The organism is Glutamicibacter sp. AOP12-B1-11, assembly GCF_052379245.1.
Lineage (GTDB): Bacteria > Actinomycetota > Actinomycetes > Actinomycetales > Micrococcaceae > Glutamicibacter.
This window is the reverse complement of sequence record NZ_JBQSYL010000006.1, coordinates 1-22,041: the sequence shown is the minus strand read 5'-3', so window position 1 is coordinate 22,041 and position 22,041 is coordinate 1. Positions and strand designations below refer to the sequence as shown.

General features: G+C 56.1%; 19 protein-coding genes and 2 tRNA genes. 4 read left to right on the top strand and 17 right to left on the bottom strand.

The window, feature by feature from the left end:
• Positions 1-55 precede the first annotated feature (55 nt).
• Together ACT3UQ_RS04710 and ACT3UQ_RS04705 are read left to right on the top strand one after the other, a co-directional pair.
• Complete coding sequence (locus ACT3UQ_RS04710) at positions 56-1,267, top strand: aminotransferase class I/II-fold pyridoxal phosphate-dependent enzyme (RefSeq protein ID WP_105649225.1); 1,212 nt, start codon at positions 56-58, stop codon at positions 1,265-1,267.
• On the top strand, positions 1,264-2,046 hold the full coding sequence (locus ACT3UQ_RS04705; RefSeq protein WP_105649226.1) for a spermidine synthase: 783 nt from the start codon (positions 1,264-1,266) through the stop codon (positions 2,044-2,046). The genes ACT3UQ_RS04710 and ACT3UQ_RS04705 overlap by 4 nt, the downstream gene beginning before the upstream one ends.
• Here the strand turns inward: ACT3UQ_RS04705 and rsmD are convergent.
• From rsmD to ACT3UQ_RS04685, 4 genes are read right to left on the bottom strand one after another with little or no spacing between them, the layout of a single operon-like run.
• Complete coding sequence (rsmD, locus tag ACT3UQ_RS04700) at positions 2,017-2,607, bottom strand: 16S rRNA (guanine(966)-N(2))-methyltransferase RsmD (RefSeq protein ID WP_105649227.1); 591 nt, start codon at positions 2,605-2,607, stop codon at positions 2,017-2,019. The genes ACT3UQ_RS04705 and rsmD overlap by 30 nt on opposite strands.
• 29 nt (positions 2,608-2,636) lie before the next feature.
• Positions 2,637-4,808, bottom strand: a complete 2,172-nt coding sequence (gene recG, locus ACT3UQ_RS04695; RefSeq protein WP_258138430.1) for an ATP-dependent DNA helicase RecG — start codon at positions 4,806-4,808, stop codon at positions 2,637-2,639.
• A 7-nt stretch (positions 4,809-4,815) separates the two neighbouring features.
• Positions 4,816-5,781: a DAK2 domain-containing protein gene (locus tag ACT3UQ_RS04690; protein WP_181148279.1), complete on the bottom strand. Its 966-nt coding sequence runs from the start codon at positions 5,779-5,781 to the stop codon at positions 4,816-4,818.
• A gap of 22 nt (positions 5,782-5,803) precedes the next feature.
• Positions 5,804-6,850: an LCP family protein gene (locus tag ACT3UQ_RS04685; protein WP_105649229.1), complete on the bottom strand. Its 1,047-nt coding sequence runs from the start codon at positions 6,848-6,850 to the stop codon at positions 5,804-5,806.
• Positions 6,851-6,916: 66 nt separating this feature from the next.
• Between ACT3UQ_RS04685 and ACT3UQ_RS04680 the strand changes: the two genes are divergently transcribed.
• Positions 6,917-7,438 carry a DUF3515 domain-containing protein gene (locus ACT3UQ_RS04680; protein ID WP_308727283.1) on the top strand — a complete coding sequence of 174 codons (522 nt, stop codon included), beginning with the start codon at positions 6,917-6,919 and terminating at the stop codon, positions 7,436-7,438.
• 65 nt (positions 7,439-7,503) lie between these two features.
• Here ACT3UQ_RS04680 and ACT3UQ_RS04675 read toward each other — a convergent pair whose 3' ends face one another.
• The 6 genes from ACT3UQ_RS04675 to leuC form a co-directional block, all read right to left on the bottom strand.
• Complete coding sequence (locus ACT3UQ_RS04675; protein WP_105649230.1) at positions 7,504-8,616, bottom strand: D-alanine--D-alanine ligase family protein; 1,113 nt, start codon at positions 8,614-8,616, stop codon at positions 7,504-7,506.
• Positions 8,616-9,650, bottom strand: a complete 1,035-nt coding sequence (locus ACT3UQ_RS04670; RefSeq protein ID WP_444636553.1) for an NAD(P)H-dependent glycerol-3-phosphate dehydrogenase — start codon at positions 9,648-9,650, stop codon at positions 8,616-8,618. Before ACT3UQ_RS04670 ends, ACT3UQ_RS04675 begins: the two co-directional genes overlap by 1 nt.
• 27 nt (positions 9,651-9,677) lie before the next feature.
• Positions 9,678-10,451 carry a lysophospholipid acyltransferase family protein gene (locus ACT3UQ_RS04665; protein ID WP_444636552.1) on the bottom strand — a complete coding sequence of 258 codons (774 nt, stop codon included), beginning with the start codon at positions 10,449-10,451 and terminating at the stop codon, positions 9,678-9,680.
• Positions 10,452-10,465: 14 nt separating this feature from the next.
• Positions 10,466-11,785 (bottom strand): UDP-N-acetylglucosamine 1-carboxyvinyltransferase, encoded by a 1,320-nt coding sequence (gene murA / locus ACT3UQ_RS04660; RefSeq protein ID WP_105569207.1) that lies wholly within the window; start codon positions 11,783-11,785, stop codon positions 10,466-10,468.
• A gap of 247 nt (positions 11,786-12,032) precedes the next feature.
• Positions 12,033-12,638, bottom strand: coding sequence for a 3-isopropylmalate dehydratase small subunit (gene leuD, locus ACT3UQ_RS04655; protein WP_105569208.1), 606 nt, complete (start codon positions 12,636-12,638; stop codon positions 12,033-12,035).
• 14 nt (positions 12,639-12,652) lie between these two features.
• On the bottom strand, positions 12,653-14,092 hold the full coding sequence (leuC, locus tag ACT3UQ_RS04650) for a 3-isopropylmalate dehydratase large subunit (protein ID WP_105649274.1): 1,440 nt from the start codon (positions 14,090-14,092) through the stop codon (positions 12,653-12,655).
• Between the two features lie 122 nt (positions 14,093-14,214).
• Here leuC and ACT3UQ_RS04645 point away from each other — a divergent pair, with 122 nt between their 5' ends.
• Entirely contained in the window at positions 14,215-14,937 is a 723-nt protein-coding gene (locus tag ACT3UQ_RS04645) for an IclR family transcriptional regulator (protein ID WP_096287226.1), read from the top strand.
• A 12-nt stretch (positions 14,938-14,949) separates the two neighbouring features.
• Here ACT3UQ_RS04645 and thiL read toward each other — a convergent pair whose 3' ends face one another.
• The 7 genes from thiL to gltX all read right to left on the bottom strand — a co-directional run bounded on the left by thiL (position 14,950) and on the right by gltX (position 21,965).
• Entirely contained in the window at positions 14,950-15,966 is a 1,017-nt protein-coding gene (thiL, locus tag ACT3UQ_RS04640; protein ID WP_105649232.1) for a thiamine-phosphate kinase, read from the bottom strand.
• Between the two features lie 6 nt (positions 15,967-15,972).
• Positions 15,973-17,616 carry a GTPase gene (locus tag ACT3UQ_RS04635; RefSeq protein ID WP_105649233.1) on the bottom strand — a complete coding sequence of 548 codons (1,644 nt, stop codon included), beginning with the start codon at positions 17,614-17,616 and terminating at the stop codon, positions 15,973-15,975.
• Complete coding sequence (locus tag ACT3UQ_RS04630; protein ID WP_105649234.1) at positions 17,613-19,382, bottom strand: dynamin family protein; 1,770 nt, start codon at positions 19,380-19,382, stop codon at positions 17,613-17,615. The genes ACT3UQ_RS04635 and ACT3UQ_RS04630 overlap by 4 nt, the downstream gene beginning before the upstream one ends.
• Before the next feature lie 95 nt (positions 19,383-19,477).
• A tRNA-Glu gene (locus ACT3UQ_RS04625) sits at positions 19,478-19,550 on the bottom strand.
• A 48-nt stretch (positions 19,551-19,598) separates the two neighbouring features.
• Positions 19,599-19,670: transfer RNA gene (locus ACT3UQ_RS04620), tRNA-Gln, on the bottom strand.
• A 129-nt stretch (positions 19,671-19,799) separates the two neighbouring features.
• Positions 19,800-20,147, bottom strand: coding sequence for an HAD family hydrolase (locus tag ACT3UQ_RS04615; RefSeq protein ID WP_444636551.1), 348 nt, complete (start codon positions 20,145-20,147; stop codon positions 19,800-19,802).
• 312 nt (positions 20,148-20,459) lie between these two features.
• A complete protein-coding gene (gene gltX, locus ACT3UQ_RS04610) occupies positions 20,460-21,965 on the bottom strand; it encodes a glutamate--tRNA ligase (protein ID WP_105649236.1) in 1,506 nt (501 codons plus the stop codon).
• Between the last annotated feature and the right edge of the window lie 76 nt (positions 21,966-22,041).

Genomic DNA, 22,041 nt, shown 5'->3' with positions numbered 1-22,041 from the left:
ACGATTCATGCGTGTTACCTAACGCCAAAATCCTGATACGAAGCATAATTGACCTATGACCTACGAATCCACGCCATGGCGGCGTACCGCACACAGTGCAAACCTGATGGGACCAACGGGAGAACCCGGGGTCACAATCTTCGAGGAGATTACCGGTCTGGCAAATAAACACCAGGCAATAAATTTAGGTCAAGGATTCCCCGACACCGAAGGCCCTCAAGAAATTCGCGAATTGGCAGTCAAAGCCATACATGACGGAGCCAATCAGTACGCTCCAGGCAGCGGTATTCCTGCGTTGCGGCAGTCTATCGCGGCGCACCAGAATCGTTTTTATGGTTTGAAAATTGATCCGGATACACAGGTGGTAGTCTCCACCGGCGCCACGGAAGCTATCGCGGCGACAATTTTGGCATTTGTCGAGGCTGGTGACGAGGTAGTCACTTTTGAGCCTTACTACGACTCCTATGCAGCCATGATTGGGTTGGCAAATGCTGCGCACAAGGTGGTGAAACTGCGAGCACCATCATTCGCGCCAGATCTGGTTGAACTTCGGGCTGCCGTCACCGACAAGACACGATTAATCATTGTCAATAATCCGCATAATCCCACGGGCACGGTTTTCGACGAAAACGTCTTGAATGAAATCATTGCCCTCGCGCATAAGCATGATTGCATCATTATGGCGGATGAAGTCTATGAACACCTCACCTTCAATTCGCCGCATATCCCCGTCGCCTCTCTTGCTGGCGGTTTTGAACGCACGGTCACGATTTCCTCTGCCGGCAAATCGTTTTCCTTCACCGGATGGAAAGTTGGGTGGGCGTCTGGGCCTCGGGAACTCATTACCGCAGTACGAACAGTGAAACAGTTCCTTTCGTATTCCTCTGGACCAGCTTTCCAGCCAGCCGTCGCTGAGGCTCTGGCGCTTCCGGATTCATTCTTCAACAACTTTTCTGCCGATCTCGGTGCGCGAGGTGCACAACTTGCGGACGGGCTAGAAAAGGTGGGGATCCCGGTGATGCGCCCTAAAGGCACCTATTTCTTGGTCGCCGATCTCAAGGGACAGGGTGCAGAAAGCGCCGTGGACGTGGCGAAGCTAATGCCCGAACGAATCGGTGTGGCCGCAATACCGCTATCGGTTTTTGCGCACCAAGAAAATCAGTCGGATTATGCTTCTTTACTGCGTTTTGCCTTCTGCAAAAAACCCGAAGTCATTACACGCGCAGTAGAACTGCTGCAGAACCTACCCGGAGAGCTCGCTAAATGAGCAATAGACCCATCAAACGCTGGCTCGGTGGTGTTCAGGCTCATGCGACCATTTATGACGATGATCTAGTTCCCGGTGCCAAGATTCTCGCCATTGGTGGCGCCGAGCAGTCACATGTAAATTTGGCTGATCCGGAACAGATTTTCTATGAATACTTGGCTCGGATTGCCAATCATTTGAGCGTGTTGCGCCCCGAGCCAGAACCGTTAAAGTTCCTCCATCTGGGTGCCGGAGCGCTGACCTTAGCCCGTTGGGGCGCCCAACGCTATCCAAATAGCACGCACGTTGCTGTTGATATCGAACGCGAACTGCTCGACTTCGTACAGTCGCACCTTCCCTTGCCAAAAGAATGCGATTTACGGGCCATTGTGGCCGATGCCCGTGCGGTGCTTTACGAAGAACTGGCAGGTGAGCTCTATGACGTCATTGTCGTCGATATTTTTAGCGGACCAGAGGCACCGGCGCATCTGACCACGGCAGCGTACTATGCAGAACTTGCGAACTCGCTGGTTGCGGATGGACTGCTCTTCGTGAATATCGGAGATGACCCGCCCTTGGCCTTCACCGATCGCCAGGTGGCGGCCGCGCAAACTGTTTTCGAACACGTACTGCTCAGCTCAACTCCAGAAATGTTTACCCGGCGATTCCCCGGAAACCTCATCCTTACCGCGTCGAAAGCCAGGATCGACGAGCCGGCTATAGAGGCTTGCCAAGCTGCAGGTCCCTATCCGTCAGAGATCAAACATTCTCTAGCCTTGGACCGGTTCGGCAAACCATAGGTGCGTCTCTCCGTATTTCTTATCCGCGATCTTCTCAAGGCTCGACGGCCATTGCGGTTCAGGAGAACGGCTGGAACGTTCAACAATAAGGGTCGCGTCCTCGGAAAGAACCTTGGAGACTTTCTTCAAGGTCGCCGAGAGCTCCTGCTCTGTCAACGGGTACGGCGGATCCATGAAGACCAGGTCAAATGTCTTGCGGGGCAGGGAAGTTTCTTCGTCGAAGAAACCTGCGAGTATAGAATCCACCTTGCCTCGTTGGACCGAAGCAATCTTGTTCTTCAAGGCCTCATTGATTTTTGCGGCATTCTGCTGGCACACGCTTACAGCTTTTGGTGCCAGTTCCACCAGCAGCACCTGACGCGCGCCACGGCTGGCGGTTTCTAGCCCGAGAGCGCCGGAACCGGCAAAAAGGTCCAGCACTCGCGCCGAAGAAATGACGTTCCAGCTTTCCAGCCGGGAGAACAAAGCCTCCTTGACCCTGTCGGTGGTGGGCCTCGTGGCATCTCCAGGAACCGACTTCAAGGTAGTGCCACCGGCTATGCCGGAGATAATACGGCTCATGTGATGCTGCCACTTTCGAAAGATAGATATTAGTTTTTATTCAAGAATTCGCTGGTGGACTGATCGATCCACGATCCTACAACCGAGGCGAGCTGTGAGTGCTCGGTAGCCCAATTCCCGGATCGCATGAGCAGTTGAACGTCGTCACGGGCCGATTCGATCAAGCCACGATCTTTGATGATACTCAATTCACGCAGTGTTGACCGGCTACCGGACTGTTGAACGCCAAGGATATTTCCTTCCTTGCGTTCGGCAAGGTCCGCTTCGGCTAATTCGAATCCATCCAAAGTCGATTCAATGGTGCGCAGCCTATTCACCGACTGGTGATCGGCATCCAACCAGGTAGTCAGCAGGCAGGTACCCGGCAATCCTCCACGGCCGACACGACCGCGCAGCTGGTGGAGTTGTGAGATCCCGAATCTTTCGGCATCCATGATCACCATCAAGGTTGCGTTGTGCACGTCCACACCGACTTCAATCACCGTGGTGGATACCAGGACATCTATCTGCCCGGCTGCAAATTCATCCATGATCTCTTGCTTTTCATAGGAGTCAAGCTGCGAATGCAAAGCTTCCAGACGAACGTCCGTGAACGAAGGCATAGAGGATAGAAGCTCAAACATTGCTTCAACGCTCATGGTTTGGTTGGCCCCGTCTTCGGCGGTGGCTACCAAGATTCCTTGCTCCGCTGCCGTTTCTGAAATTCTCGGACAGACCACATACACCTGATGCCCTTTGGTGACTTCTTCTCGTATCCGTGAGAACAGCCGGTCCCGGTATCCGGTGAGCTGCATGGGAACGATATGCGTGGAGATGGGGGCGCGACCGGCAGGAAGCTTCCTGATGGTGGAGGTGTCCAAGTCGCCGAAGACAGTCATCGCCACCGTCCGTGGAATGGGCGTAGCGGTCATGACAAGGGTGTGAGGTACTGCGTCTTCACCCTTGGCCCGCAACGCATCACGCTGTTCGACACCGAATCGATGCTGTTCATCGATGACGACTAGGCCGAGCTCGGCAAATCGCACGTGTTCGCCGAGCAGTGCGTGCGTGCCGATGATCAGTCCGGTCTCCCCGCTGGCAATGCCTAACAAGGCTTCCCGGCGTTGAGCCGTTTTGGCGGAACCGGTCAGCAGCGCTACCCCAGTTCCCTCGCCCTCACCGAAGAGGCCTGGTTCGGCTAGGTCCCCCAGCATCTTCTTAATCGAGGAAAAATGCTGCGCGGCGAGGACCTCCGTCGGTGCCAACAGCGCCGCTTGTCCCCCGGCGTCAATGACTTGCAAGATTGCACGGAGGGCAACGACGGTTTTACCCGAACCAACTTCGCCTTGCAGCAATCGGTGCATGGGATGCGCTCTAGCTAGGTCGGCGGTGATCGCAGCCCCGACCTCTAGCTGATCGTCAGTGAGTTCGAAGGGCAATCTTGATTCGAATTTATCGGCGAGCCCGTCTTTGACTTGCGTTCGGGCGATTGCTGGCTGACTTCCCAGCTTTCGATTTCGTTCGGCGAGCGAAAGTTGCAGCAGAAAGGCCTCTTCGAAGGCAAAGCGCTGCCGGGCAATATACGCCTGTTTGATTTCGCGCGGGCTATGCCTATCCAGGTAGGCCTTCGCCCGACGAGGGTAATGATGCTGCTCGAGGATCTTCTCTGGCAGGAACTCCGGAAGCTGCTCTTCGGTGAACAAATCGGTGAGCAGGCCCATCAGGTCACGAATTTTCTTATTCGGCATTTTGGCCGAGGCCGGATAGATCGGTATTGGCCGCGGATCGGCCTGCTCGGCCGTGTCCAGAATTGCGTAATCCGGCTGGCTCAGCTGCAAATGATCTTGGTACCAGCCCACCTTGCCGCTGAACATCGCGATGGTTCCGATTTGCAGATCATTGCGCGCTTGGTAACCGTTGAAGAAGGTCATTCGCAGTTCTTGCCCATTGCTGGCAAGTTCATCGCTCACCGTCACTTCAAAGATGAAACCACGCCGTGAGTGCATCTGCCGCTGGCTGACGTTGACCACCTGGGCTACTACGGTGACATGTTCGTCAAAGGGCAGCTCGGCAATGGGGGTCAGCTCCCCTACGTCCACATAGCGGCGGGGAAAATGCCAGAGAAACTCTCCGACGGTGGTGTACCCGAAGGCCTTCTCTAGGGCTCCAGCATTCTTGGCGCCCAGAACCTCGGAGAGTTCGGCAAGCTCAAAAGTCTTCAAACGGACTTCATCCATCATGGGTACACAGATCTGTGACGCTGACGTTCACCGGCTCGCCCTGTTGACGGATGAGGTCTAGCGCAGCCTCTGCTTGGGCAACATGAACGTGGACTCGCCAACGGTAGAATTCTTCGCTGGTCGAATTGACCGGCGACATGATGACCGAATCTCCGACTCGATCCAGTTGGCCACGCAAGGTCGCAGCTCCCAAAGCGTCCAAGGTGATGGTGCACATGACCTCTACACCCTGGGCGTCGTTTTGGATCAGATGCACATGTGGGTCTTGGATATGGTACCCATGGAATCCTTCATAATATTCGAAATCCGTCTCGGTGCCGCGGACTGCAGCGCAAAGCTCATCAAGAATAACCAGCATCCCAACCGCCCCGGCATCTACTACGCCGGCACTTTCAAGGCTGGGCAACTCGTTTTCAGTGCCGTGCACGGCCATACGTGCGGCTTGGGATACCTGGCTTAGCACCGAATCCAGCGCTGCACGGCTTTCGGCATCGGTTTTCAGGTGGGCTAGCGTGGATCCGGCTGCCAGCGCGGCGGCACTGATCACCGAGAGCATGGTGCCCTCCACTGGCTCGCTTAGCGCAGACCATGAGCGGACCTTGGCGCGTTCCAGCCCCTTGGCCAGAATGCTGGCATTCAGCCGGTCATGACCCAGCCAAGGTTCCGCTAGACCGCTGAGGAAGACCGCAAGCAGCGTCCCCGAATTGCCACGCGCCGACTCCATGGCGGCGCGGGCGGCAACTTCCAAAAAGGCGCCGATATCATCGCTTTCCAACTTGCTGACCGCGTCTTGCCCCGCCCGGGCGGTGAGATACAGGTTGCTACCTGTATCTCCATCCGCCACGGGGAAAACATTAATGGCATTCAGCCGATCGGAATGATTCCCGAGACTCTTCACGCTCCGCTGCAACCATTCACCGATGGCGCGCACGGAGGTATCGAGTTTTTGTGTCATGGGAAATCGGGTCTTTCAGTTCTTAGCGGGAAAGGTCCGTGGTATTCACGAATTCTTCCATCTTGTCTTCCTGCAACGCGGTACCAAACTTGTCTATGGTTGCCATATCCGGAATGACAATCGACTGACCGTCCGCCGAACGGCCAGGGCCATTGTTCGGGAGCGTAAAGAATGTCATGTCGTTTGGACGCACATTCATCATCGAGGTGGCATAACCGGCCACGGTAGATGCATCCAACGATTCATCAACCGCGATAAATGGTGCCATCTCACTGACCACGCTATTAAGCTTAGCCGGATTGGTCAGGGTTTCCTTAGACATAATCTGCCCAAGCATTGCTTTGACAAACAGCTGCTGGTTCTTGACTCGTCCATAGTCGCTGCCCGGGAACGATTTGCGTTCACGAACAAAGGCCAAGGCCTGTTCTCCATCAAGGGTCTGGACACCAGCCGGGAAATACATGCCATTGGTAATTGACTGGCGGAAAGCCTGAGGATTGTTAACGGTCACGCCGCCAAGCGCGTCCGTCAATCCCTTGAATCCCTCAAAGTCAATTGATGCTACGTGGTTGATGCGCACCCCGAAGAGGCCCTCTAAGGTCTCAACTGCTTTTGGAACACCTCCGCTGGCAAAAGCACGGTTGATCTTCGCAGTACCGACGCCCGGAATTTCCAGCCAGGTATCGCGCATGACCGACGTGACATAAACGCCGTCGCGGTCAGCCGGAATATGCACCAGCATCATCGTGTCCGAACGACCACCATTGGGCAGTGTGCCAAAGTCATCTTCCGCATCATCAACATCACGAGTGGCTCGTGTATCGCTGCCAAGGAGCAGAATGTTTACGGCGTCCTTTGACTCTTCCTTAACTTCTGGACGAGTCTCCTCGGCCGGGAAAGCCTCGGCGATCTTGTCGCTCTTCTCATCGAAGGTGCGACCAAGATTCCATACGTACCCGCCGGCTACCAATCCGGCAATAACGACCAGTGCCAGAATACCGATAAGGATCCCACGCCCCGTACGTTTCTTCTTCGCACGCGGGCGTACAGGCTGTTCTTCAAAGGACATATGCTACCTTTCACAGTTTCAACTCTTTACATCCTATCTTTCAGAAACGAACGGTAGGCTGATAAAGTGCCAGTTTTCAGTAATAAGAGTCAAGAGTCATCAAAACTTAATCTAAGGATTAGGCGTACAGGAGCGCTATTCGTTGGAGTAGCAGTACTTGCACCGACGCTCTCCGCGTGCGCATCAATTGCCGCCGTTGAGCCTGCCGCAGATGCAGGAAATCCATTGTGCGCCGAGATGATGGTTATCCTCCCCGAATTCGTCGGCGATGCCGAGCGTCGAAGTACCAATTCACAGGCAACGTCCGTGTGGGGCGACCCTTCGAAGGTGGTCCTGCGATGCGGTGTCGAGGTGCCCGGACCAACTACGGATCCGTGCGTATCAGTCAATGATGTTGACTGGATTGCCCACGAGGGTGACGACGGGATTTGGACGCTGACCACCTACGGCCGCACGCCAGCTACCGAAGTTGTGTTGGATCCGCAAGTCATTCCATCCAGTACGGTCCTGGCTTCGCTTTCCCAAGCAGCCTCGCGCATTCCGGCCGAGGGTGCTTGCCTGACCGTCGATAAGAATGTGAATCTCTGATTAATGCAAAAGAAGTGTTTGACCGCGATCCTAATTCTTGCGCGGTCAAACACTTCTTGAGCGGTTTAGCGTAAACCGATTTTCCGCTCGCAGGCCAACGCAATCAACTCGTCAATCAAAGCGCTGTAGCCAATCCCGGTTTTGTCCCACATCTGCGGGTACATGCTGGAAGGCGTGAAGCCAGGCATGGTATTGATCTCGTTGATGATCCACTGGCCATCTGGCGTGTAGAAAAAGTCCACCCGAGACAATCCCTCGGCATCGATGGCTTCGAATGCTTTGACCGCCAGCTCACGAATGCTCGCCGTAGCCTCATCGCTGAGTACCGCCGGGCAGCTAAGTTTCGCGGCAGTGCCATCAACGTATTTGGCTTCGAAGTCATAAAAGGTATGACCATTATCAGCAACGGCGATTTCTCCGGGCATTGATGCACGGGCAGGCGCTGAGCGACGGCCTTCCAGTACCCCGCACTCAATTTCACGGCCACTGATTCCTTGCTCAACAATGACCTTTGGATCTTCAAGACGTGCCGTTTCAATGGCCGCTCGGAGATCTGAGAATTCATCAACTTTGGTGATGCCCACCGAAGACCCGGCCCGTGCAGGCTTGACGAACAAGGGGTACTGCAAGTTTTCGCAACGAGCCAGTGCGGCTGCGCTGTCGCGCAGCCATTGCTTGCTGGTTATCACTTCGTAGGGACCTACATTGAACCCCGCGTTTTCGAACACGACTTTCATAAAATGCTTGTCCATGCCCATGGCGCTGGCAGCAATGCCTGAACCTACGTAGGCGACGCCAGACATCTCAAGCATGCCTTGGATGGAGCCATCCTCGCCAAAGGGCCCGTGGAGCAGAGGGAATACAACGTCGATCTGTCCCAAATCCGTGATTTGAGAGTCCGAGTAATGCAGCAGGGATGTACGTTCAGAATCATTTGAGAGGTGGACCGGCCTGTCAGCCACGGCGATTTCGGGAAGTTTCCCGGAGCTCAACGTCCACCCCGATGAATCTTCATCGACTAAGGTCCAAGCACCATCGCGAGTAATCCCGACGGGGATCACATCAAATCGATCCTTGTCGATTTCCTGCATCACGCCGGCTGCGGTTACGCAGGAGACCGAATGTTCAGAGGAACGGCCGCCGAAGAGTAATAGCACCCGTGGTTTACGCTGACTCATTAATGCTGTTCCCCTTCAGATTTCAATTCTCGTGCCAGAAGTCGCTCAGCCATGTTCTCCACGCTTAAGTTTCCTTCCAGGACCATCACCACTGCTTCGGTGATAGGCATTTCTACCCCATGACTGCGTGAGAGATCAAAGACCGCACGGGCGGATTTGATCCCCTCGGCCGTCTGCGACATCCGGTCATTGACTTCTTCGATGAAAAGCCCCTGACCGAGCAGACGTCCGGCGGTGTTGTTTCGCGAAAGCGAGGATGAGCAGGTTGCGACTAAGTCGCCCAGACCGGACAGGCCAGCCAAGGTGTCCAACCGTCCGCCTAAGGAAATAACCAGGCGAGTGGTCTCCGCCAATCCACGCGTAATGACCGTGGACTTGGTGTTGTCCCCCATCCCCATGCCGTCGCACATTCCAACTGCCAGGGCAATGATGTTTTTTACAATGCCCCCAAGCTCTACGCCGAGCACGTCATCATTTGTATATGGACGGAAATAAGGCGCGGAGCATAACTGTGCGATCCAATGGGCGGTTTCATTGCTGGTGCAGGCAACCACCGAAGCGGTTGGTTGCTCGCGGGCAATTTCCATGGCCAAGTTCGGACCGGAAAGCACTACAATGCGGTCTGCAGGAATTCCAGTGACCTCTGCCATGACTTCGCTCATACGCAAATCCGTACCGCGCTCCAGGCCCTTCATCAGGGAAAGCAAAACCACGTCTTGCTCAAAGTGCGCGGCGAACTTCGCTAATTCCTCACGAAGCGACTGCGCCGGAATTGCCAAGACCACCAGGTCTGCATTGGCCAGCACTTCTTCAACATTGGAAGATGCAGTCACATTTGCGGGAAGCCTCGTGTCACGCAAATAGCGCGAGTTCGTGTGCCGCTCATTGATTTCCTGTGCGGCTTCATCCCGACGAGCCCAAATTTGCACCGGAATGCCTTGTTCAGGCACCGCGTCCGCAAGCACCTTCGCAAAGGTTGTTCCCCAGCTTCCGGCACCCATGACGGCGATCTTACGTGGTAGCGGCTTACTCAAGGCATTTCCTTCGCTAGGTATTGAGACTTAGTCGTTCGGAGGTTTTGGGGCATCAAATTCCCGACCCGTAGCTGTTTGTCCATGTTCGGTCGGATTCCAGAGCTTCTCGGGCGGAGTCTGCTGTCGCAGTTCGGACTGCAACTCGGTAATCGAAGCCATGATTCGCTCGGTTGCTGCTTGCAGGACCGAACGCGTTCGCGGACCACTACGCAGATCGTCAAGTTGCACCTGATCCCCCACGCTCAAGGTGACGTGTTTTCTCGGGAATGGGTACATCTTCTTGGCATAGCGAGGGAACAGCTCTTGGTCACCCCAATGCGCCATGGGAACTACTGGGGCACCAGTTTGCAACGCGAGTCGCGCGGCCCCGGTGCGGCCGACCATTGGCCACAAGTCAGGATCACGGGTCAAGGTACCCTCGGGGTAGATGACGATGACACCGCCTGCTTCAAGAACCCGTTTCGCCGCACTTAACGAATCTGCCGCGTTGGATCCACTACGTGAGACAGGGATCTGACCGGTGGCACGCAAAGCCGCGCCGAAGACCGGAATCTTGAACAAGGATTCCTTGGCTAACCAGCGAGGCAGACGACCACTGCTATAGATCGCGTGACCGACAACGAGCGGGTCAATTTCAGTGAGGTGATTGGGGCAAAGAATAAATCCTCCGGAGGGAAGCTTGTCAAAGTCCTTCCAGGTCTTGCCGATCAACACGTTCATTGTCGGTCGGACAACCCCGGCCAAGATGGCAAAGACAGTCTTGGTTTTAACTGTTTCCCGGTGCACTAGATTATCTGTCACGATCCAGTGTTCCCCTAGTTGCTCAGTTCAACATTTGCGCCCAGGGCAGTGAGCTTCTCCATGAAGTGCTCGTAGCCACGGTTGATGATTTCAATTCCGGTAACTTTGCTGGTGCCTTCGGATGCAAGCGCGGCAATCATATGGGAGAACCCGCCACGGAGGTCCGGGACATCAATGTTTGCACCTTTGAGCTGCGCTGGGCCCAGCACCACTGCAGAGTGCTTGAAGTTCCGCTGCCCAAAGCGGCATGGGGTGGATCCCAAGCAATCCGTATGCACCTGAACCGTAGCGCCCATGCGCACCAAGGCGTCAGTGAAGCCGAAGCGGTTTTCGTAAACGGTTTCGTGGATCACCGAAACGCCATTGGCCTGCGTCAACGCGACAACCAACGGCTGCTGCCAGTCCGTCATGAAGCCTGGATGCACGTCGGTCTCCAAGATCAACGGATTTAGCTCGCCGCCTGGGTGGAAGAAACGTATACCGTTGTGGGCGACCTCGAACTCGCCACCGATCTGGCGGTAGACATGAAGGAATGCGGTCAGATCCCGCTGCTGAGCATCTTCTACGAAAATGTCACCCTTGGTGACCAGCGCTGCCGAAGCCCATGAGGCTGCCTCATTGCGGTCGGGCAACGCGTAGTGGTCATAGCCGCGCAGTTCATCAACGCCCTGGATACGGATGACACGGTCACGGTGAACCGAAATGATGGCACCCATTTTTTGCAGCAAAGAAATGAGATCCAAGATCTCAGGCTCGATAGCAGCGTTGCTGACTTCGGTCACGCCCTTGGCGCGTACCGCAGAGAGCAGGACTTGCTCAGTGGTTCCAACACTTGGGTATTGAAGTTCAAGCTTGGCGCCGGTCAGCCCCATGGGTGCAGAAATGCGGATACCTGCCGCTTCCTTGTCCACGACCGCGCCGAATTCGCGCAGCACCTCTAAGTGGAAGTCGATTGGCCGGTCACCAATACGGCAGCCACCCAGATCAGGAATGAAGGCTTCACCTAGGGAATGGATGAGCGGGCCGCAGAAAAGAATTGGAATACGCGAGTCGCCTGCGTGGGCGTCAATCGCCTGATTCGAGGCACTCTTCGCCGCGACCGGATCCATGGTCAGGTCGCCTGTTTCAGGATCCTGGGAAACCTTGACACCATGGATCTCCAAAAGGCTACGCACTACCGCGACGTCTTTGATTTCCGGTACGTTGCGTAGTACCGAGGGAGAGCTTCCGAGCAGGGCTGCAACCATTGCCTTAGGGACCAGGTTCTTAGCGCCGCCTACTCGAACGGTGCCCTTCAAGGGGACACCGCCATGGACCGTTAGAATCTTACCCATGTATGAATAAACCTCATCGCGTAGTCGTTTTTCCTGCCCGGACCGGTGGGCCAACAAAACAGGCAGGACTTAGCAAGCATACCGCCATCGTGGGAGCAGTTCTGGGCAGTTTAGCCCGTGGCGCACACATTGTGAGCATGCTTTCAGGGTTGGACCATCGATGGACCCGCTCGCAATTGCGACAAAACGAGAAAAGCCTCGCCCGCAGACACTTACTAGTGGGTACGGACGAGGCTTAAATTCGTTGTTAGCCGGCAGTTCTTGCAGGTAAGGTCTGCGGCTTGAACGCTGGACGAGTAGCTTCGAAGGATGTGATGTCTTCCTCATGCTGCAGGGTCAGGCCAATATCATCAAGGCCCTCCATCAGACGCCAACGCGTGTAGTCATCGATCTGGAATGGTGCCAGGATCGAACCGCACTGCACGGTGCGTGCTTCCAAATTTACGGTGACCTCGGTACCGGGATTGTTCTCCAGTTCCTTCCAGATCAGTTCGATATCGCTCTGCGCGACCTCGGCAGCAACTAGGCCCTGCTTACCCGAGTTGCCGCGAAAGATATCGGCAAAACGTGAGGAGATAACCGCTTTGAAGCCATAGTCCTTCAAGGCCCAGACCGCGTGTTCACGGGATGAACCGGTGCCGAAGTCCGGACCGGCAACCAGCACCGAACCATTCGTGTACGGCTCGGTATTCAGGATGAAATTTTCATCCCGGCGCCAGCCGGCAAACAACGCATCTTCAAAGCCCGTGCGAGTGATTCGCTTGAGGTAGACGGCCGGGATGATCTGGTCGGTGTCGATATTGCTCTGACGCAGTGGGACACCAATCCCGGTGTGGGTAATAACTTTTTCCATGATGGTGTTCCTTCCTAGACCGATACCGGAGCGTTAATGAGATCCGAAGGCGAAGCCAGCGTGCCACGGACGGCGGTGGCCGCTGCGACCAGCGGGGACACCAGGTGGGTGCGCCCGCCCTTGCCTTGACGTCCTTCAAAGTTTCGGTTTGAAGTGGACGCGCAGCGTTCCTCCTCAGCCAATTGATCCGGGTTCATCCCCAAGCACATGGAGCAGCCAGCAAAACGCCACTCGGCACCAAAGTCCTTGAACACTTGGTCAAGGCCTTCCGCTTCGGCTTCGAGTCGAACTCGTGCCGAACCTGGAACCACGATCATGCGGATCTGCGGGTCCTTTTCACGGCCCTTGATAATCTCGGCCGCGGCGCGCAGGTCTTCCATCCGCGAGTTGGTGCAGGAACCCAGGAATACGGTGTCGACACGGATTTCCTTCATCGGTGTTCCACCGATGAGTCCCATGTATTCGAGTGCGCGTTCGCAGGCCTTGCGATCGTTTTCGTCTTCAAAATCTTCAGGTACCGGAACCCTGGAGGAAAGTGAAACGCCTTGCCCCGGGTTGGTTCCCCAGGTGACGAATGGTTCCAATTCATCCGCGTTCAGGAACACTTCATTGTCGAAGCGTGCGCCTTCATCGCTTTGCAGAGTCTGCCAATATTCAACAGCGGCATCCCAGTCGGCACCCTGTGGCGCATGCGGGCGGCCCTTGACATATTCAAAGGTGGTTTCGTCCGGCGCAATCATTCCTGCGCGCGCACCGGCCTCAATCGACATATTGCAGATGGTCATGCGTGCGTCCATGGACAACGCACGGATCGCGGAGCCACGGTATTCCAACACGTAGCCCTGCCCGCCGCCGGTGCCGATCTTGGCGATGACAGCCAAGATAATGTCCTTTGCGGTCACTCCGGGCTTGAGCGTGCCTTCAACATTGACGGACATGGTCTTGAATGGCTTCAGGCTCAACGACTGGGTTGCCATCACGTGCTCAACCTCGGACGTACCGATGCCGAAGGCCAATGCACCGAAGGCGCCGTGGGTTGAGGTGTGGGAGTCACCGCACACCACGGTCATGCCCGGCTGCGTCAGACCCAGCTGCGGGCCAACCACGTGCACGATCCCCTGTTCCTTGTCACCCAAGGAGTGCAGGCGAACACCGAATTCCTTGCAGTTATCTCGCAAGGTGAAAATCTGTGTCCGGCTGGTCAAATCCGCAATGGGCTTGTCGATGTCGAGGGTCGGGGTGTTGTGATCCTCGGTGGCGATAGTGAGATCTGGGCGGCGCAGCTTGCGCCCGGCCAACCGCAGGCCTTCGAAGGCTTGCGGCGAGGTGACCTCGTGTAGCAGGTGAAGGTCAATGTAGATCAAATCGGGCTGACGGGCTTCGCCCTGCCCTTCTCCCTGGCGCACTACGTGCGCGTTCCAGACCTTTTCTGCCAAGGTCTGGGGCGACTGCATGGTGGACATGCGACACACTCCTCAAGCTACGAACTATCAACACCATTACTTTGACACTTCACAGAACTCCATTTCCAGTATCTGGACTTGAATCTCAAATACTGAGACATGATAATGGTTTTATGACTACAGGTAGCGGTGTTGGTGTTCTGGATAAGGCAGCAGCCATTCTCAATGCATTGGAAAATGGGCCAACGTCCCTCTCGCAGCTGGTAGAGATCACGAGAATTTCCCGGCCAACGGTGCACCGCATCGCCCAATCATTGGTGCACCATGGCCTGGTGGGCCGCGACTTGCACGGCCGATTTGAGCTCGGTGGACGACTTGTCGAACTCGCCAGCGCGGCCGGTGAAGACAGATTGGTCAGCACTGCGGGGCCGGTATTGACCAAGCTGCGCGACCTGACCGGTGAGAGCACACAGGTATTCCGCAAGCAGGGTGAATTCCGTGTGTGTATCGCCAGCGCAGAACGTCCTGTGGGATTGCGCGACACCATTCCGGTGGGTACTCAGTTGTCCATGAAGGCAGGTTCCGCCGCGCAGGTTCTCTTAGCCTGGGAAGACAACGAACGCATGATCGGCGGCTTGCAACACGCTCGATTTACCCCGACCATCTTGGCCGGGGTACGTCGCCGCGGGTGGGCCCAGTCGCTAGGCGAACGTGAACCAGGTGTCGCCTCGGTATCGGCTCCCGTGCGCGGCCAATCGGGTCGGGTCATTGCAGCATTATCGATGTCTGGCCCGATTGAACGACTGACCCGCCAGCCGGGAAAGATCCACCACGATTCCATAGTCAATGCCGCGCGCGAGCTTTCGGACTTGCTGCGGATCCAATCAGAAGGATAATACAGCGGGTGTTTAGCCGAAGTGGTCGAAGCCGCTTCGGTAGTCCAGTTGCTTTCCATCGAGCAAAACATTGGAACGCCGACCCGTCAGAGGAACCACTTCGCCCACCACCGAGAATTCCTCTGGAATCCCAATGCCTGCCGGGAAGCAAGCGAGCAGCCCGAAGTCCTCACCGCCGTGCAGTACCCACTGCATAGGATCAAAGTCCAAGAGCTTTGCCGCTGGTTCCAGCCGATGTGCAAAGACTTCAAGAGCGGAACTATCTAACTCGATGCTGACATGACTCGCCTTGGCCAGTCGTCCGGCATCTCGGACGAGCCCGTCTGAAATATCCATCATGGCGTGGGCGCCGGCTTGGGCAGCCCGCGGGCCAGATTCCAAGGGCGGGGTTGGCTTGCACTGGGCATCGGCAAGACGAAGCACCGCGCGGCTCCAGGACGTTGCTTCGTGCTTTCCCTCTAGCAAGGCTAGCCCCGCCCCAGCTGCACCAAGCCGGCCTGCTACGGCGAGCCGATCTCCGGGCTTAGCCCCCGTGCGAAGGACTTTTCCATATTCGCACTCGCCCAACACGGTGGTAGTCACCGAAATCTCAGATGAACGGCTGAGGTCACCGCCTAAAACGGCCAAGCGCTCGGCCCCGAGCGAAGAAATCGCGGCAGCAATTCCACGAGCGAATTCCTTGGCCCAAAACAGCGAAACCTCCGCTGGCATGGAAAGTGAAATGACGGCACCTGTAGGGACGCCGCCCATGGCGTTGATGTCAGAAACATTTTGAGCTATCGACTTCCAGCCGATGTCATACGCCGCATGTTCGTGTCCGCTGGGCCAAACCAAACGGAAATCTTGGTCTTGGACAATGGTATCCACGGAGACGACCACTTCTCCCCCGGCAACGCGTAGCGCTCCGGCATCATCTCCAGGCCCGAGTCCCGCATCCTTGGCGTCCAAGAGCGGAAGGATCTCGTTCAAGATTCCTTGTTCACCAATGTCGCCCACGGTCGGGCTATTGTCAGTCTGTTGATTAGTCACAGGTTGCTATTCGGCTTTCTTCGCCGCGTTGGAAATCAACGCTGCATAACTGTTGTATTGCTCTAAGTGGTGTGCTGTGGGGTCCACGATATATCGCCGGACGACCCCCGACACTGAATTCTGCAGGTTTCTGAGTGCTTTCCTACGCTTCAGTCTAGCGACCATTCTATTGACAAAAGAACCAAGAATCCCGAGGACTATACCCAGAAGTATCCCGGTGAAGACCATCAGCGTGGGAATCGCGATCCCTTCAACTCGCGGCGTCTGCGGCAACTCGAATTGGAAGTATGCGGCCAACGCTATTCCGCCCAGCCATAACGCGCCGACCAGAGCCACGATGACGCCAAGCCATTGGACAAACTTGGTGACCGGCCACCACCAGGACTTCTTTTCAACGCCCAAGGTGGTGCTGGCAATGGCTATATCAATATCGTTGGCTAGTTCTTCTTTCCGCTCATGAACGCCATCCTTCAATGATTGGGACCAGCGCGGCGACAGATCTTCGGTGGCTTCGCTAAGATAGCGCCCTACCGATTGGTCAACAGCGGCATTTTCGGCCATCGAAAGATCTGGACGAGACGTCAATGAAATTTCTGGCTTTTCGATTCCACGCCCAAGGTTCATGCGTTTGAGCGGATCGTTGCGCAGCCGGGTGAGCCAACTAGTGATTGGCCAGCCCGTATTCGTTGACGCACGTAGCTTATATGAAGTCTGCACAGCCTCGGCGATGCGGTGCGTTCCATGAGCTTTGGCGATATTGCGCTCCAGATCGGATTGCTCCATCACTCCTGGCATTCTGACCTTTGGCACGGCGAGTTCGCCTTCAAGCGTGCGCAGCAATTCGTCAACATCAGCGCGTAAGCGCCGGGTGGCTTGCACCTTGGTTTTCAGTGCCGAGGCGAACTTTCCGCGAATTTCTTCTAGTCCCTCGCCCGTACGCGCTGAGGCCAAAATAACGGGAACCTGGCCAACCCCTTCGCTTTCAAGCAACGCCGCCAAGGAGCCGCTCACTGGTGCCCGATCATTAGTTGCAATGGTGTCTATCTGGTTGAGCACGACTAAGAGGTTTCCGCGCTGTCCTGAAAGTTCGCTGAGGTATCCATGATGAATCGACGCGTCGGCATACTTCTGGGGATCTAGAACCCATACTAGATAATCGACTTGCCCAGCCAATCGCGAAGCGATCTGATGGTGCTCGGTGGAGGTTGAATCCATATCCGGCAGGTCGAGCAGGATCAGTCCTCCACTTTGGTCCTGTGGTTTTTTTGCTTCCGCACCAAGCACCTGCGAATCAAGAACATGACGCTCGCTGACTTCCAGCCAATCGAGCAGCTCACCGGCGCCTTCCGGCTGCCAAATGGCGGCCACCGTCTTGGTAGTGGTGGGCCGAATGACGCCGGTTTGTGCAATATCTGACCCGACAAGCGCGTTGAAAAGCGATGACTTGCCGCTGCCTGTCGCACCGAACAGCCCGAAGACCACGTGGTCTGCCGACAGTTGGCGGCGGGCTTCCGCTCGTTCGATGACCACCGCAGCGTGATCAACTACTTCAGGTTCAAGATAGTGTTCGGCAATCTGCATTGCCGAAACCACCGCGTTGATTTGCTCGCTAAGCCCCGAATGAGCACGATTCACCTTGCGCTCGCTCATGCCTTGAATCCTCCCTTGCGCAGACCGTTGACCTGTTCGCGTAGTTCTTGCACGATTAGCGGCTGAAGATTAGCTTCGATCTGTCCCCGATAGACAGCCAGGTTCTCATCCATGAGTTCGCGTGTTCTGGCTTCCAGCATGGTTCGTGCGCGCGTGGCCATACGCCGGACTGCCTCTTCACCGAATATTGCTTCCAATAATTTCTGTCCCACAACGGCAGAGCCACCGGCGATGCCTAGTTCCAGCCCGGTCATGCCGGCGGTAGAAGCGAAGACGACAACCATGAGCGCTACCGCCACACCATTGACGCCGAAGGCAGCAATCCTCGCGGTTTTTCGTTTGCCAGCTCCCTCGCTCCGGATCATTTCCAAGACATCTTTCTGCCACGCCCGGATGCTATCCGCAGCCCGAACTTCGAGGTCTTTTCCGGGGCGCTCTGCCGGGAGCGATGCTAAAAGATGTGTCCCGATGGGTGTATTGCGCCAATTACGATCAATGTCTTGGAAGGCATTGGTGATTTCGCTGACCAACACGGTGTGAAGCCCAGATTCTATTGCTTCTTCCACCCGATGGGTCGCCACCGGCTTCCCGCTGAAAAAGGAACCGACTCGGTCTCGAATTCTGCCTATGACGCCTTCAATGCCGCGCAGTAGTTCGCCGGCTCCCACAAAATCTTGCCATCTGGCGAGGATCTCGCCACGAAGGAGCGAACCGTCGTTCAGGGCTTCAGTGGTTTTGCCCACGGCGAATTCAAAGCGTTCGGTCGCGACCTTCCCCAGGGCTTTGAGTTGCGAGTCTTGGTCTTCGGCTTCTTCGCTGAGCGCGTGGAGATCTTCGTGCAATCTCCTGATTGCGCCTTCGAGTGTTTGCTCAGCGATGCGTTGGCGTTCGGTGGCGTCAGCAGCCAAGGAATTCAGCCAAGCCGAAAATGGTTCAATTCGTTCCCCGGGAATCATTGCTTGTTCGTCCAGCTGAACTTCATTGATTACATGGAGTAGTTTGGGGTCCAGGTTTTTTGCGACAAGCAACCGTTCGAGATCTGGAACGATATCCGTTTCGGCGCCGGCCGGGACACGGTTGAGAATCACGCATACCGTGATTTCCCGGACGCCTGCTTCGGTCAGGACTTCCCACGGAATAGCGTCGGCATAGCGGTTTGCCGTGGTGACGAAGATCCAGAGGTCTGCGGCGTTCAAGAGCTGTCCGGCTAGGGCGCGATTGTCATCGGAAACCGAATCGATGTCCGGTGCGTCGAGGATTGCAAGCCCGCGCGGAACGTTCGGATGCGGCACAACAAGCAGCGCGTCGTGGCGGTCCATCCCATGCCCTGCGCTGAAGCCTGCGCCGCTCAGCCGGGTCAGTTCGGGAAGTACCCGTTCGTTTGCGAACCAAGGTTCGTCTGCGGGGTTGACCGCAAGCACGGGCGTTCGCGTGGTGGGTCGCACGGCGCCGGAGCGGCTTATCTGGTCGCCGAGCAGGGAGTTCACCAAGGTGGATTTACCGGCACCGGTTGATCCGCCAACAACAGCCAGCAGCGGGGCGTTCAAGTTCTTGAGCCGAGGTTCCAGATAATCATTAATCTGGTGCAAAGCCTTTACTCTTAGCTGTTCGCCGCCGGGAGCTGAATGCGAGGTGGAGAGGATAAAGTTCAGATCATTCAATGACGATTCGAGCTTGGCAAACCGATCCAGTAACTGAACGGCACCGGCGTCAGGTAGCTGGTTCGCCGGTTCGGTCGGCTCCTGCGGCAATGATGTGGACTCCATAAGCTCCATCATGCCTTATGGAAAGCGCTCTGCCATCAGCACACGAATGCTTTGGCCGGTTAAAGGAAAAAACCACGACCGTGTCGTGGTTTTCGTGACCCCAACGGGATTCGAACCCGTGTTGCCGCCGTGAGAGGGCGGAGTACTAGGCCGCTATACGATGGGGCCGTACGTTGAAGATTTCTCTTCAACTCACCAAATTACTCTGGTGAAGCGCTGGGATACCAGGACTCGAACCTAGAATGACGGAACCAGAAACCGTTGTGTTGCCAATTACACCATATCCCAATGTGACTTGGACGTTTGATCAAAAAACCTCGAAGGGATTCGGATCGCACGCCGTAGCACGAGAATTAACTATACCCACGTAGCCGAGCCATGACAAATTGATCATGCGCGCTTAGAGTCCGTCGTGAGTCATGCGGTTTTCCGCAGCAGAGCGGTGAGCTCTGCCAGGCCGGCCATCGTGGCTCCGGAGTGGGGCTCACGCTCCAATGTGCGGACAACCAAAGCCGCGATGAGTCCTACGTTCTTCGCGCCGCGCACGTCTCTAACGGGATTATCTCCGACGTACAGCGTCCTAGGGGGCAAGGTTGCCGATTCAGAGCATCCTGCCAAAAATAGTGGCGGATTTGGTTTCGGAACGCCCGCGGTACCGGCACCATTCACCACGGAGAATCCTGAGAGGCCCGCCGCCTCCGGCTTCGTTCGCTGGCAAGACGCGTACTCTTCGACCCAGATGCGCAACTCGTCATTGCGGGGCATCTCTTGTCAGGCTAGTGCGAAAGAACGCTTCAGGCGCTGTTGGCGCTGTGCTAGGACTGCGAGTTCTCCGGACATGCATCGCGCGTAGTCGCCCGCTTGATCAACGGCGAAGCCCTCTGCTAAGAGAGCAAAGTACGGCGCGCGTGACGTCTTACAGTTTTTCGGCGGACATCGCGATGAATGCCTCGATGGCACCGTACGCAAATCCGTTAAAGTATCTTCAATATCAAAAAGAACGCCTTCGATACGTCCATCCGAAAGGACAGAGATATCGAAGGCGTTCTTTATTTCACTCATTCAGGTTTTACCCTGCTAGCGGGATTCACCGAACACGCGAAGACGGTTCAGGCTGGATTCCCGGCCCAGAATTTCCATTGACTCGAACAGCGGTGGCGAGACTCGCTTTCCGGAGACAGCGACACGTGCCGGCCCGAAAGCCTGACGTGGCTTCAATCCGAGCTCGTCAATCAGCTTGGCGCGCAGCGCTTCCTGAATGGTTTCGGCGTTCCAGGCCTGAACGCCCTCCAAAGCCTGAATGCTCGCTTCTACGACTTCGACAAGGTTCGTTGGCATTCCCTTCAGGGCCTTGTCGTCAATCACGATCTGGTCATCAGTTTTGAAGAGGAATTCCATCATCTCTGCAGCTTCGCCCAATAGCCCAATGCGTTCCTGGACCAACGGTGCAGCCGCATCAAGGACTTCGTTCTCACGAGCGGTAAGTTCGGATCCAACAAGCTCGGCAGCCTGCAGGTACGGAACCAGCCGGTCGCGGAAGTCCTGTGGCCCGAGCAGGCGTACGTGGGTGCCGTTAATGGCTTCCGCCTTTTTCAGGTCGAACCGTGCGGGGTTAGACAGCACGTCCTTGACATCAAAGGCTTCGATTAGCTGTTCACGAGTGAAGATGTCTTCATCTGCGCTCAACGACCAGCCCAGGAGCGAGAGGTAATTCAGCAATCCCTCGGGGATGAAGCCGCGGTCGCGGTGCAAGAACAGGCTCGACTCGGGGTCTCGCTTGGAGAGCTTCTTATTGCCCTGGCCCATCACGTAGGGAAGGTGGCCGAACAGTGGCATGTACTGAGCCACCTTGATGTCGATCAGGGCGCGGTAGAGCACGATCTGGCGAGGAGTGGACGAGAGCAGGTCTTCACCACGCAGCACGTGAGTAATGCCCATCAAGGCATCGTCCACGGGATTAACCAGGGTGTACAGCGGCTGGCCGTTTGCCCGAACCACCACGAAGTCTGGAATGGTGCCCGGCTTGAACGTGATTTCGCCACGGACCAAGTCGGTGAAGGTGAGGTCTTCTTCTGGCATGCGAATACGCAGCACCGGTTCGCGGCCCTCGGCCTTGAACGCGGCAATTTGCTCGTCGCTCAAGTCGCGGTCAAAGTTGTCATAACCCAGCTTTGGGTCGCGGTCTGCCGCCTTGTGGCGAGCCTCGACTTCTTCCGGGGTGGAGTAGGACTCATAGACGTGCCCGGCAGCGCGAAGCTTTGCAATGACATCCTGATAGATGTCGCCGCGCTGGGACTGGCGGTAAGGCTCATGCGGGCCACCGACATTGACGCCTTCATCCCAATCGATGCCCAGCCACGCCAAGGCGTCCAGCAGCTGGTTGTAGCTTTCTTCGGAGTCGCGCTTCGCATCCGTATCTTCGATACGGAAAATCATCTTGCCCCCGGTGTGGCGTGCGTATGCCCAGTTGAACAAGGCGGTACGGATCAGGCCAACATGTGGAGTGCCCGTAGGCGATGGGCAGAAACGAACGCGAACCGGGGTTTCGTCGGTCACGGTAGGAATCAGCGATAGATCAGTCATGGTGTTTTCATTCTAGTCTCGTTGCAAGGCAAGAAGCACAATAGCGCGTTGGTCTTCGCATCACATAAGGATGCGA

Excerpts from the sequence above, each read along its gene's own strand:
- leuD (WP_105569208.1), bottom strand. The coding sequence starts at position 12,638 with ATGGAAAAAGTTATTACCCACACCGGGATTGGTGTCCCACTGCGTCAG.
- ACT3UQ_RS04675 (WP_105649230.1), bottom strand. The coding sequence starts at position 8,616 with ATGAGTCAGCGTAAACCACGGGTGCTATTACTCTTCGGCGGCCGTTCC.
- ACT3UQ_RS04630 (WP_105649234.1), bottom strand. The coding sequence starts at position 19,382 with ATGGAGTCCACATCATTGCCGCAGGAGCCGACCGAACCGGCGAACCAG.
- leuC (WP_105649274.1), bottom strand. The coding sequence starts at position 14,092 with ATGCAGTCGCCCCAGACCTTGGCAGAAAAGGTCTGGAACGCGCACGTA.
- murA (WP_105569207.1), bottom strand. The coding sequence starts at position 11,785 with ATGGGTAAGATTCTAACGGTCCATGGCGGTGTCCCCTTGAAGGGCACC.
- ACT3UQ_RS04705 (WP_105649226.1), top strand. The coding sequence starts at position 1,264 with ATGAGCAATAGACCCATCAAACGCTGGCTCGGTGGTGTTCAGGCTCAT.
- ACT3UQ_RS04615 (WP_444636551.1), bottom strand. The coding sequence starts at position 20,147 with ATGCCCCGCAATGACGAGTTGCGCATCTGGGTCGAAGAGTACGCGTCT.
- ACT3UQ_RS04645 (WP_096287226.1), top strand. The coding sequence starts at position 14,215 with ATGACTACAGGTAGCGGTGTTGGTGTTCTGGATAAGGCAGCAGCCATT.
- rsmD (WP_105649227.1), bottom strand. The coding sequence starts at position 2,607 with ATGAGCCGTATTATCTCCGGCATAGCCGGTGGCACTACCTTGAAGTCG.
- ACT3UQ_RS04710 (WP_105649225.1), top strand. The coding sequence starts at position 56 with ATGACCTACGAATCCACGCCATGGCGGCGTACCGCACACAGTGCAAAC.
- gltX (WP_105649236.1), bottom strand. The coding sequence starts at position 21,965 with ATGACTGATCTATCGCTGATTCCTACCGTGACCGACGAAACCCCGGTT.
- ACT3UQ_RS04690 (WP_181148279.1), bottom strand. The coding sequence starts at position 5,781 with ATGACACAAAAACTCGATACCTCCGTGCGCGCCATCGGTGAATGGTTG.
- ACT3UQ_RS04635 (WP_105649233.1), bottom strand. The coding sequence starts at position 17,616 with ATGAGCGAGCGCAAGGTGAATCGTGCTCATTCGGGGCTTAGCGAGCAA.
- ACT3UQ_RS04685 (WP_105649229.1), bottom strand. The coding sequence starts at position 6,850 with ATGTCCTTTGAAGAACAGCCTGTACGCCCGCGTGCGAAGAAGAAACGT.